Source organism: Aeromonas sp. WP2-W18-CRE-05, assembly GCF_014168615.1.
Taxonomy (GTDB): domain Bacteria; phylum Pseudomonadota; class Gammaproteobacteria; order Enterobacterales; family Aeromonadaceae; genus Aeromonas; species Aeromonas caviae.
In genome coordinates, this window is the sequence record NZ_AP021917.1 from 639987 (window position 1) to 652072 (window position 12086).

The window sequence follows — 12086 nt, forward strand, 5'->3', positions numbered from 1 at the left end:
AGTGACGATGCGCAGCGAACGGCAATCAGACATGCAGACCCCCTTCGGCGTCCCGGTGGAGGGCACGGTGATCAATGACGTGGCCATGGTCCAGCAGGCCTTTGGTGTCAGCCTCTCCTATCAGGATATTGCCGCCAGGGAGCGGCTCGCCGCCTTGTGCGCACGCTTCCCCCTGCTGGCGGAGGTGGCAGTGAAAGGGCCCGAGGGGACTGGCGAGGGGAGGTCTGCATGAAGGTGATCGCCCTGCAGGGGATCCGGGGAGGTGTGGGGACCACCGCCATCGTGGCCGGACTGGCCCAGGCTGCCCATGAGCAGGGGGCAAGGGTGCTGGCGGTGGATCTCTGTCCGGACAACCAGCTTGGCATCCACCTTGGCCTGCCCCATGACGATCCGGGAGGCTGGAGCCGGCTGACCCAGCCGGCGCGGGAGTGGCGAGGAGCGCTTCACCGCCGGGAGGAGGGACTGGATCTGCTCTCCCATGGCGGGGGGGAGGGGACGTCGGCCGAGTGGCTGGCGGGGATCGATGGCTATGATCTGGTGCTGCTGGATCTGCCCCTGGGCATGGCCCCCGTCATTCCCTGCAGGCGCTTGCTGGTGGTCAATGCGGATGCCAACTGCCATGTGCGGCTTCACCGCCACCTCTGGGCGGCCGATGAGCGTCTTCTGGTGACCCAGTTCTCCAGCCAGCGGGCCCTGCAGCAGGGGTTGCTGGATCTCTGGCTGGCAGGGGGGCTCCCTCTGCTCAATCTTCATCTGCACAGGGACGAAGCCATGGCGGAGGCCATGGCCGCCAAGCTGCCGGTCGGCCGCTATGCGCCCACCAGTCTGGTTGCCCACGAGCTGGCCGCCCTGGCGACCTGGTGTCTGGCAGAGGGGGAGGCGCCCCGATGAGAGTGCGGCTGCTGACGCCGGCTGCGGGCCTCTGGTGCTCGCAGCGCTATCGCGCACTGCGCGAGCGGGGGGCTTCCCGCCCGGGGGCGGCCGCATTGACCCTGGGCTGGCTGCTGGCCTGGGTTATCTTCCCCCTCGAGCGTCATGGTTGGCAATGGGTGCTGGGCCATGCCCGGGGGCTCTATCCCCAGCTGACGCACCCCCGGGTGGGGGATCCCCTGCGCGTTCTGTTGCAGAGCCTCTGGATGATAGTGCGTCGCCCACAGCCCATCCCTCTGCGCTGGCCTGCCTCCTGGCAACGGCTCTGGCACCGGGGCACTCAGACTCTCGGTGCCTTCCTGGCCCGTCAGGAGGAGAAAGGGCTGGCCGCCGCCAGGGCCACGCCCCGCGAGGCACGCTGGAAGAGCGTGCTGCTCTGCGTGGTGGCCGGGAGCCTCTCCCTGCTCTGCGTCACCCAGCCGTTCACCCTGCAGGCGCAGCTGGTGTTCGTCCTCTTGCTGGCGGCCATGGCCTTCATCCTGCGCGCCGTGCCGGGCCGTTATCCCATGCTGATGATGATGGTGCTCTCCCTCACCATCTCCTGCCGCTACATCTGGTGGCGCTACACCTCGACCCTCGACTGGTTCGACCCCGTCAGCCTGGCCTGCGGCCTGCTGCTGCTGGCCGCCGAGACCTATGCCTGGCTGGTGCTGCTGCTCGGCTACTGGCAGACCGCATGGCCCCTGCACCGCCCTCCGGCACAACTGCCGACGGATCCGGCCCAGTGGCCCAGCGTGGATCTGATGATCCCCACCTACAACGAGGATCTCGCCATCGTGAAGGGGACTGTTTACGCCGCCATGGGGCTCGACTGGCCCGCCGACAAGCTGACCATCTGGCTGCTTGACGACGGGGGGCGGGCGGCGTTTCGCGACTTCGCCGAGGAGGCCGGGATCCGCTATGTGGCCCGGTCGACCCATGAGCACGCCAAGGCGGGCAACATCAATCACGCCCTCAAGATGGCCACCGGGGATCTGGTCGCCATCTTCGACTGTGACCACCTGCCGACCCGCTCCTTCCTGCAGATGACGGTGGGCTGGTTCTACCGGGATCCCCGTCTGGGCGTGGTCCAGACCCCCCACCACTTCTTCTCCGCCGATCCGTTCGAACACAACCTGCAACGGTTTCGCAAGATGCCGAACGAGGGGGCTCTCTTCTACGGCCTGGTGCAGGATGGCAACGACATGTGGGACGCCAGCTTCTTCTGCGGCTCTTGCGCCGTCATCAAGCGCACTGCCCTTGACGAGATCGGTGGCATCGCGGTGGAGACGGTCACCGAGGATGCCCACACCTCCCTGCGGCTGCACCGCCTCGGCTACACCTCGGCCTATATCCGGATCCCGCTGGCGGCGGGGCTGGCCACCGAAAGCCTCTCTGCCCACATCGGTCAGCGCATCCGGTGGGCGCGCGGCATGGTGCAGATCCTGCGTCTGGACAACCCCCTCTTCGGCAAGGGGCTCAAGCTGGGGCAGCGGCTGTGCTACTTCAATGCCATGCTGCATTTCCTCTCGGGCATACCGAGGCTCATCTTCCTGACGGCGCCGCTCGCCTTCCTTATCCTGCACGCCTACATCATCTATGCCCCGGCGGCGGCCATCGCCCTCTACATGTTGCCGCACATCTTCCACAGCGCCCTGACCAACTCCCGGTTGCAGGGCAAGGTGCGCCACTCCTTCTGGGGCGAGGTCTATGAGACGGTGCTGGCCTGGTACATCGCCAGGCCGACCACGGTGGCGCTCTTTGCACCTCACAAGGGGACGTTCAACGTGACCGCCAAGGGGGGGATGACGGAGGAGGTGTTCCTCGATCTGTCGGTCTCCCGCCCCTATCTGCTGCTGATCCTGCTCAATCTGTGCGGGCTGGGCTTCGGTCTCTGGCGCATCGGCACCGGCCCTGCCGACGAGGTGCCGACCCTGATCCTCAGCATGATCTGGACCCTCTACAACATGACCATACTGGGCGGCGCCCTGGCGGTGGCCTTCGAGTCGCGGCAGGTCCGTGCCAATCCCAGGGTGGAGATGGTGATGCCGGCGGCCATCAGGCTGGCGAACGGTCACCTCTACCCCTGTACCGTCAGGGATTACTCCAACGGGGGGGTCGGGGTGCTGCTCGAGGCGCCCCTGCCCCTGGCCGACAAGGAGAGGGTCTGGTTGCTGCTGCGCCATGACCAGCGGGAGCAGGCGTTCGCCGCCAAGGTGCAGCGGGTGTTCGGCTGCAAGCTGGGACTGGAGCTGGAGCCCATGGCGCAGGCGCAGCATGTCGAGTTCATCCAGTGCACCTTCGCCCGGGCCGATACCTGGTCCCTGTGGCAGCAGCGTCTGGGCAAGGATCGCCCCCTCCACAGCCTGCTCGACATTACCCTGCTCGGCTGGGGGGCTTACTGGCGTCTGGCCCGTACCTCACCCATCGGCTTTGTTTGTATCCTCCTCGAGAAGCTGGCTCGCTGGCTCCTCTCCTTCGTTCCCCGTCGCGTCTCCCCAGATTTCCGGGCCGGGACTCCGACCTCACAGACAGTGAAAGGATGATGAAACCACAACGCTACCTTATTCCTCTCCTGCTGATGGCGCAGGGTGCGACCGCCGCCGAGGCCGTCGGCCCCCTGCCGCCCGTTCCCGCTCCGGTGCGCACCCAGGGGATGAGCTTCGAACAGATGGCATCATCGCCAGGCACCCTCTCCCTGCGCGGCAATGCGCCAGACGGACTGGCCGACTTCACCGTGCGGCGGGACGAGGTGGTGACCCGGGCCACCCTGGACCTGAACTTCACGCCATCGCCCTCCCTGCTGCCGCTCATCTCTCAGGTCAAGGTCTATCTCAATGACGAGCTGATGGGGGTGACGGCCCTCAACCAGGATCAGATGGGGACGATGACCCATGCCAGCATCGAGCTGGATCCCCGCTATGCCAAGGATTTCAACCGCCTCAAGGTGAGCTTCGTCGGCCACTATCAGAAAGTGTGCGAGAACCCGGCGAGCGACACCCTCTGGCTCAACGTCAACCGGGACAGCAAGCTGACCCTGCAGTTGCAGACCCTGCCGGTGCGCAACGAGCTCTCCTTCTTCCCCATGCCGTTCCTCGACGTGCGGGACAATGGCAAGCTGACTCTGCCCATGGTGTTCACGGGCTCAGTACCCCTGGAGCAGCAGCAGGCGGCGGCGGTGCTGGCCTCCTGGTTCGGCACCAAGGCCCAGTGGCGGGGCCAGCACTTCCCGGTGCTCATCAACCAGTTGCCGGATCGCAACGCCGTGATCTTTGCCACCAATGACGCGCGCCCCGATTTCCTGGTGGACTATCCCGAGGTGAAGGGGCCCACCATCGACATGATCAGCTCCCCCGACAATCCCTATGTGAAGCTGCTGCTGATCCTGGGGCGGGATCAGCAGGACCTGCTGACGGCGGTGCAGGGGCTGGTGCGAGGCGATGTCATGCTGCGTGGCCAGAGCGTCATGGTGGACGAGGTGAAGCCGCTCTCCCCGCGTCAGCCCTACGATGCCCCGAACTGGGTGCGACTGGATCGCAAGATGCGCTTTGATGAGCTCACGGAGTACCCGGGCCAGTTGCAGGCAACGGGGCGCACGCTGTGGCCCATGAGCCTGACGCTGCGCCTGCCGCCGGATCTCTACCTGCTGGGGGAGAACGGCATCAGGACGGAGCTGAAGTATCACCACACCTCGCCCACCCTGCGCGACGGTTCCCGGCTGGATGTGGGGGTAAACGGCCAGCTCATGAAGTCGTTCACGCTCGAGCCCGGCGAGGTCAAGAGTGAGCGGTTGCTGACCCTGCCGCTCTGGTTTGCCGACGACGGCGACACCATGGCGCTGCGCATGCCCGGGCTCAAGACCACCCAGGCCAACAGCCTGAGCTTCTCGTTCGAGTATGCCCAGCAATACATGGGAGGAACGGAGGATGGCCGTTGCGACCTGGTGATGCCGCCTGCCCATCAGGTGCGCATCGACGAGGGCTCCACCATCGACTTCACCGGCTATCGCCACTTCATCGAGATGCCCGACCTCAAGGCGTTCGCCTATGCCGGCTTCCCGTTCAGCCGGATGGCGGATCTCGCCGACACCCAGATTGTCATGCCGGCCAGACCCCATCCCGGGCAGATCACCACCTTGCTCGATGCCGTCGGTGCCATCGGGGCCGAGACCGGCTATCCGGCACTCTCCCTGCAGGTTCTGGACGACTGGGAGCGGGCGCGCACCGCGGATCGGGATACCCTGCTCATCGGCACCCTGCCGGAGGAGTTTCGAGGGGATCTGGCTCCCGACGCCCTGCTGCAATCCACGCGCAGCTGGGTCAACGAGCCAACCCGCCAGCACAAGGGGGATCTGCTGCACACCATGGCCGATCGCCAGCCCCAGGCCCGGGTGGGCATGACGGGCAATCGGGCCATCGCCGTCATCCTGGGGCTGCAATCGCCGACCCATGATCAGCGCAGCCTGGTGGCCTTGCTGGCGGATGGGCCGGCGGGGGTCACATTGCTCAATGAGGCCCTGCAGACCCGGACCCTGCGCGATCAGGTGGCAGGCTCGGTGGCCATCATCCGGGAATCCGGGGTGAAGAGCCTGGTGGTGGGGGATCGCTACGAGGTGGGTTACCTGCCGTGGTGGGAGCGTCTCTGGCAACTGTTTGCCCGTTATCCGGTGCGTCTTGCCGGGCTGACCCTGCTCTGCATGCTGGTACTGGGCTGGGGCCTGCGGGTGCTGCTTGCCAGTGCCAGCCGCCGCCGTCTGAAGGAAGATTAAGAGATGACTCAGATGAAAAATGTCTGTGGTGCCCTGCTCCTCTGGGCCCTTTGTTCCCTCCCGGCGGAGGCCGTCTGCCACTGGCCGGAGTGGGATCACTTTCGCCAGCACTACATCAGCGAAGAGGGCAGGGTCATCGACCCTGCCGACGGGCGCCGCATCACCACCTCGGAAGGCCAGAGCTATGCCCTCTTCTTCGCCCTGGTCAACGATGACAGGGAGACCTTTGCCCGCCTGCTCGACTGGACGGAGCGGCAGCTCGCCCGCGGGGATCTGACCGGCTTCCTGCCATCCTGGCTCTGGGGCAGGCAGCAGGACGACAACTGGGGCGTGCTGGACGCGAACAGCGCGTCGGATTCGGATCTTTGGATAGCCTACAGCCTGCTGGAGGCGGGTCGCCTGTGGGACAACCACAGCTACTCTGCCCTCGGCACCCTGTTGCTGCGCCGCATCGCCCGGGAAGAGGTCGCCACGCTGCCGGGTCTCGGCCCCGTGTTGCTGCCCGGGGCGAAAGGCTATGAGGGGGAGGGACGCTGGACCCTCAATCCCAGCTATCTGCCTCCACAACTGCTGGCCAGATTCGCCTCCTTCCAGGGGCCCTGGGGCGAGATGCGGGCCCTCTTGCCCAAGCTGTTGCAGGAGAGTGCGCCCCGTGGCTTTGCCCCGGACTGGGTGGACTGGCAGGCCGACAAGGGATGGCAGGTGACGGCGGACAAGGGCGACATCGGTGGCTATGACGCCATCCGCGTCTATCTCTGGCTCGGCATGTTGAGCGAGGAGGATCCCGCCAGGGCTTCCCTGGTGGCCCATTTTGCCCCCATGCTGGCGCAGCTGACCGAATCGGGTCATCTTCCCGAGCGGGTCTCCAGCCAAAGTGGTCAGGTTCAGGGCAAGGGGCCGAGCGGCTTTGCCGCCGCCCTCCTGCCCCTGTCACGGGGCTTGCCGGCGCAGGTCACCTTGCGCAAGCAGGTCTCCGATCACGGGCTGGATGCGGATGCCTACTACGGCAGCGTGCTGACCCTGTTCGGCGCAGGCTGGGATCAGGGGCGTTATCGCTTTGCCGCCGACGGTACCCTGCAGCCGGATTGGAGCGAATCATGTCAGGCAGAGTGACCCTGGGGTGCCTGTTCGCCTGCCTGATGAGCGGAGCCCTGGCGCAAGGGACGGTACAGCCGGTGGCCTGGCTGCTGGAGCAGGTCAGGATTGGCGAGGCCCGTGGGCGGGAAGATCTCGTCAGCAACAGCCTCTATTCCCTCTCCCTGGTGGAGCCCGATCATCCGGAGCTGCTGGCAGCCCAGGCCCGTCAGGCCCTGCGCCAGGGCAAGGTCAAGGAGGCCGGGGCACTGCTGGCCCGCCTTGGCAAGCAAGACCCCGACTCTGCGCTCTATCGTCAGGGCATGGCCAACCTGGCCCTGAACGAACCGGCCAGGCGCCAGCAACTGCAACAAGCCAGGCTGCTGACCAGCGCCGGCAGGCTGGAGGAGGCCGAGCGTCTCTATCGCTCCCTGTTCTCCGGTGACTTGCCCCCCAATCTCGACGTGGCGGTGGATTATGCCCTGTTGCAGACACGGATCCCGGCCATGAAGGCGAAGGGGCTGGCGGCCCTGGAGGCACTCAACCGGCAATATCCGGGTGAGCCCAGAGTGCGGGGCGGGCTGGCTCGCCTCTATCTGGCGGAGGGTCGGCGCCAGGGGGCGCAGAACCTGTTGCGCGAGATGGCGCGAGATCCCTATCAGCGGGACGAGGCCGCCGAGATCTGGCTCGCGGACATCGAATCCCTGCCCATCGGTCCCGGGAGCATCGCTGCCTTGCAGGAGTACATGGTGCTCTTTGGCGAAGGGGATACCACCAAGGCGGAACAGCTGCTCGCGGCCCAGGAGGAGAAGTGGGCCTCGCCCGCCTATCGTGCACGCCAGTCGGCGCTCGCAAGCACGGCGGGAGGTGGTGCCTCCATCTCCCGCTTGCAGCGTGCCCTGGCTGCCAACCCGGGGGATCCCGAACTCATGGGGGCCCTCGGGCAGGCCTACTCCCGCAACGATCAACGAGCGCTGGCCATCGCCCAGTTTGAATGGGTGCTGGCACACCCCGAGGTGACCGACAAGGACAAATGGCGCAGCCTGCTGGCCACCAACCGCTACTGGCTGCTGGTGAGCCAGGGGCGCAGCGCCCTGGAACGGGAGCAGTGGGATGAGGCGGCGACCCTGTATCGCCGTGCCATCGCCCAGGATGGGCGTGAGCCCGAAGCCTGGCTGGGGCTCGGAGACAGCGAGCGTGGCCGCCATCGCGATGCCGACGCGGAGTCCGCCTACCGCAAGGCGCTCGCCATGGGGAGCGCGCGGGAGCGGGCACTGGCCCGCCTGTTCGATCTCTACAAGGAGCAGGATCCGGCGCGGGCCCTGGCCCTGCTGGAGCAGCAGGGCCCCCCCGGGATGCAGGCCGAAGGGCGGCGGCTCAAGGCCGGGCTGTTGCAGGAGGAGGCCGATCAGCTCGATCGGGCCGGCAAGGTGGCGGCGGCGCTGCGCCTTCGCGAGCAGGCACTCGCGCTGACCCCGGAAGAGGTGTGGCTGGCCTATCGAGTGGCCGATACCCGGGCCCGCCTCGGGGAAGCCGGGAGCGGGGAGCGGCTCTTGCGGGAACGGCTGGCGGCGCGGCCCCAGGACGCCACCCTGCGCTACGCCACCGCCCTCTATCTCTCGGGGCAGGACAAGACGGTGGAGGCGAGAGGGGTGCTGGCCGCCATCCCTAGGTCCGGCTGGACACAGGACATGGATGCGCTGGATCGGCGCCTCGCCCGCGGCGAGGTGCTCGCCAGGGCGAGGGCGAGTCACGAGGCCGGGGATGATGAGGGGGCCGAACGCCTGCTTCAGCCGTTGCAGCCGGATGAAGAGGCGAGCCTGATGCTGGCGGAGTGGGCCACGGATCGGGGGGCCTATGCACTGGCGGAGCAGCGCTATCAGGAGGTGCTTGCCCGCACGCCGCAACAGCCCGAGGCCAGGCTCGGCATGGCCGAACTGGCCAGGGCCAGGGGCGATCTGGCAAAGGCCCGTCACTGGCTGCCCGCCTGGCCGGTCAGCCCGCTGCCCCCGGAGGGGGCCAACTACTACCGCCGGGTAGCCAATCTCTATCAGGCGCTGGGAGAGGGCGAGACAGCCCGCGCCATCTTCACCGACTACGAACCCCTGGTGGCGATGCAACCGGCCTCCCAGCAGACGGCGCTGTTCTGGCGCGATGCCGCCCGCCAGCGCGTTGCCGAGCATGATGTGGAAGGGGCTCTGGTGCGGGATCGCAAGGGGCTGGTGGCCGCAGGTCTGGCCCCCCGCGAGGATCTGGAGGGGGGCGAGCTGACCCGGCTGGCACGCAGTCAGGATGGGGAGGGGTGGCTGGCATCCGGCCTGCGCAGCGATCTCGACAGGCACTACCGGCAGAGCCAGACCACCTTCTCCCTCGACAGCGATTACTGGGGCTCCAGCGGTACCGGGGGCTACTCGGATCTGCGGGCGCTGACCCAGATGGCGCAACTGGATACGCCGCTGGCCGGTGGTACCGCCTTCGGCCGCCTTGAACTGGTCGACATGGATGCCGGAGATCTGCCGGACTCCCCTTACCGGGCGCAGTTCGGTACCTGTGTGGCCAGGGACTGTCGCGGGGACGCGCACCAGCAGAGCCGGGGGACCACCCTGGCGGCAGGCTGGCAGCGGGGGGCCTGGGCGTTCGATCTGGGGACCACGCCCCTCGGTTTCGAGGTGGTGGACTGGGTTGGTGGCGCCACCTTGACCGGTGACTGGCACACGCTGGGGTGGGGGATGACCCTCTCGCGTCGGCCCGTCAGCAGCTCGCTGCTCTCCTATGGGGGAACGGTGGATCCGGGCACGGGCATCAGCTGGGGCGGGGTGCGGGCGAACGGGATGCGCCTCGATCTCAGCCGGGATCTGGGAGGGGCCGTCGGGTTCTGGGGCAGCGCCCAGCAGCACCTGCTGACCGGCAAGAACGTGCCCGACAACTGGCGCACCCGGCTCATGGGAGGCGGCTACTACAAGCTGGTCAACGAGACCCATCGCCGTGCCAGCGTGGGGCTCAGCACCATGCTGTGGCACTACCAGCAGGATCTGGGGGGCTATACCCTGGGGCAGGGGGGTTATTACAGCCCGCAGGGGTACTTCTCGCTCTCGGTGCCGGTCAGCTACCGGCAGCGTACCCCGGACTGGTCATGGGAGCTGGGGGGATCGGGATCCTGGTCCTACGCCCGAACCGACGACAGCCGTCGCTACCCGCTGGAAGGCCTGCTGCCCGCCGGTTTGCCAGACAGAAATGCGCCTGTGAAAGGGGGCAGTAGCAGTGGATTCGGCTACACCCTGAATGGCGTGGTGGAACACAGGCTGACGGAACACTGGCGCATCGGTGGCCGGGTGGACATCCAGCAGGCGGATGACTATGCCCCCAGCCATGTCACCCTGTTCCTGCGCTACACCTTCAAGCCCTGGCAAGGGGATCTCGACATGCCGCCAAGGCCTCTCACTCCCTACGCGGACTTCGACTGACAGAGGCGCCCGTCATCACCGGGCGCCCTTATTTCAGATAGGAACGCAGTACCCTCACCACCTGATCCAGATCGTCCAGCCGCTCGGCATGGGTCGCCTCCTCGGCGCCAAGATGCTCGCGCATGTGCCCCTCCAGCACCTCCAGCATCAGGCCGTTGACGGCGCCGCGGATGGCGGCGATCTGCTGCAGGATGGCGGCGCAGTCTGTTTCCTGTTCCAGGGCGCTCTCCAGGGCGCCGGTCTGCCCCTTGATGCGCCTGACCCGTGCCAGCAACTTCTTCTTGTCGTGAACCGTGTGTGACATGCAGGATCCTCTCGATCAATAAAACTATACTGGGGTATAGTATATGGCATCCTCGTTTTCAGGAGAAATCCATGCCATCCCTCGCCTCATCCCACTGTCACCACCCCGTCGTCCACGAAGGGAATCCCCTGGCCGAACAGAAGACCCGCTGGGCCGTGCTGCTCACTGTCGTCATGATGGTGGCGGAGATCGGTGGCGGCTGGTTCTACAACTCCATGGCGCTGCTGGCCGACGGCTGGCACATGAGCTCCCATGCCCTGGCCCTCGGCCTCTCGGTGCTGGCCTATCGCGCTGCCCGCCACTTCGCGCGGGATCACAGGTTCAGCTTCGGTACCTGGAAGATAGAGGTGCTGGGGGGCTTCAGCAGCGCCCTGCTGCTGGTGGGGGTGGCGGGATTGATGCTGTTCGAGTCGGTGGCCAGGTTGCTGGACCCCAGCCCCATCTATTATCAGCAGGCGATCGGCATTGCCCTGCTGGGCCTGCTGGTGAATCTGGCCTGTGCTTGGCTGCTCAGGGACGATCACGGCCATCACCATGGTCACGACCACCATCACGGTCATCACGACCACTCGCACGATCACCACCACGGCCATCAGGATCTCAACCTGCGCGCCGCCTATCTCCACGTGCTGGCGGACGCGGCCACCTCGGTGCTGGCGATTCTGGCGCTGGTGGGAGGCATGTTGTGGGGGGCGGACTGGCTGGATCCCCTGATGGGCATCGCCGGGGCCGTGCTGGTGGCGGTGTGGGCCAGGGGGCTGCTGCGTGATACCGGGCGCGTCTTGCTGGATGCGGAGATGGATGCGCCCCTGGTGGACGAGATCCGCGAGGTGATCGCCGAGCTGCCTGGCGCCGAGATCCGCGATCTGCACGTCTGGCGGGTGGGGCAGATGCAGTATGCCGCCGCGATGTCGTTGCAGATGGCGACCCCGGTCCCGGCACAGGCGATCCGTGAGCGCCTTGCCATCCATGAGGAGCTGGTGCACCTGACCATCGAAGTGTCTGCCGACTGACGCCCCTGGCGGGTGTCAGCGGGGAGGCTCGCTCCCCTGATCCTGCCAGAGGGAGCCCAGCATCAGCCTCAGCAGCAGTCCCGGCGGGTCGTCGAGCAGGCGGCCCGGCTCCAGCAGCAGGTGGCCGTCGGCACGAAAGCCCAGGCTGGCGTGGACCTTGCCTTCCTCGCCACACACCTGGAGGAGGCCGTTCAGGGAACCTCCCTCGCCGGGTTGACAGCGCAGCCGCAGCTCCCGTGGTTCCCCCAGCAGGGTGAAGGCGCGGGCGAGGGGCGGGCTCTCTTCATAATCCGGCCAGTTGAAGAAGTGATAGCGTTCGGCGAGCACGCCGGCCTGCTGGCAGAACTGATCGAACAACTGGGCAATGCCCTGATACTCCTGGTCCAGCCGCCTGGCCTGCTCCTCAATCCGTTTCATCACCCAGCCCCCTCTATCCATTTGATTGGACATTGATTTCGTCACTCGCTCCCCTCTTTCCGCTGGTATGGGCCGAAAGCGGTGCCAGGTCTGTGAGCGCGATCGAGTTTTCGTTATGAAAACGTTATCTTGTTGAT

Annotated in this window: 9 protein-coding genes; 7 read left to right on the forward strand and 2 right to left on the reverse strand. The window is 66.7% G+C overall.

What is annotated here, in order from left to right; all coding sequences use genetic code 11:
- Positions 1–7: 7 nt before the first annotated feature.
- The 6 genes from bcsR to bcsC are packed head-to-tail and all read left to right on the forward strand — an operon-like array spanning position 8 to position 10215.
- Positions 8–232: a cellulose biosynthesis protein BcsR gene (bcsR, locus tag H7R73_RS03155; RefSeq protein ID WP_010672842.1), complete on the forward strand. Its 225-nt coding sequence runs from the start codon at positions 8–10 to the stop codon at positions 230–232.
- Positions 229–891, forward strand: coding sequence for a cellulose biosynthesis protein BcsQ (gene bcsQ / locus H7R73_RS03160; RefSeq protein WP_045523340.1), 663 nt, complete (start codon positions 229–231; stop codon positions 889–891). Before bcsR ends, bcsQ begins: the two co-directional genes overlap by 4 nt.
- Positions 888–3455, forward strand: coding sequence for a UDP-forming cellulose synthase catalytic subunit (gene bcsA / locus H7R73_RS03165; RefSeq protein ID WP_053288127.1), 2568 nt, complete (start codon positions 888–890; stop codon positions 3453–3455). The genes bcsQ and bcsA overlap by 4 nt, the downstream gene beginning before the upstream one ends.
- On the forward strand, positions 3452–5677 hold the full coding sequence (gene bcsB / locus H7R73_RS03170) for a cellulose biosynthesis cyclic di-GMP-binding regulatory protein BcsB (RefSeq protein ID WP_103260819.1): 2226 nt from the start codon (positions 3452–3454) through the stop codon (positions 5675–5677). Before bcsA ends, bcsB begins: the two co-directional genes overlap by 4 nt.
- Positions 5678–5680: 3 nt before the next feature.
- Entirely contained in the window at positions 5681–6790 is a 1110-nt protein-coding gene (gene bcsZ / locus H7R73_RS03175) for a cellulose synthase complex periplasmic endoglucanase BcsZ (RefSeq protein WP_232092733.1), read from the forward strand.
- Entirely contained in the window at positions 6775–10215 is a 3441-nt protein-coding gene (gene bcsC, locus H7R73_RS03180; protein WP_103260818.1) for a cellulose synthase complex outer membrane protein BcsC, read from the forward strand. Before bcsZ ends, bcsC begins: the two co-directional genes overlap by 16 nt.
- 28 nt (positions 10216–10243) lie before the next feature.
- On the opposite strand, the gene H7R73_RS03185 is transcribed toward bcsC, so the two are convergent.
- Positions 10244–10519, reverse strand: coding sequence for a metal/formaldehyde-sensitive transcriptional repressor (locus tag H7R73_RS03185; protein WP_052814969.1), 276 nt, complete (start codon positions 10517–10519; stop codon positions 10244–10246).
- A gap of 71 nt (positions 10520–10590) precedes the next feature.
- Here H7R73_RS03185 and dmeF point away from each other — a divergent pair, with 71 nt between their 5' ends.
- Complete coding sequence (gene dmeF / locus H7R73_RS03190) at positions 10591–11532, forward strand: CDF family Co(II)/Ni(II) efflux transporter DmeF (protein ID WP_182951469.1); 942 nt, start codon at positions 10591–10593, stop codon at positions 11530–11532.
- Positions 11533–11547: 15 nt separating this feature from the next.
- Here the strand turns inward: dmeF and H7R73_RS03195 are convergent, their stop codons facing one another.
- A complete protein-coding gene (locus tag H7R73_RS03195; protein ID WP_042014589.1) occupies positions 11548–11949 on the reverse strand; it encodes a hypothetical protein in 402 nt (133 codons plus the stop codon).
- Positions 11950–12086: the final 137 nt, after the last annotated feature.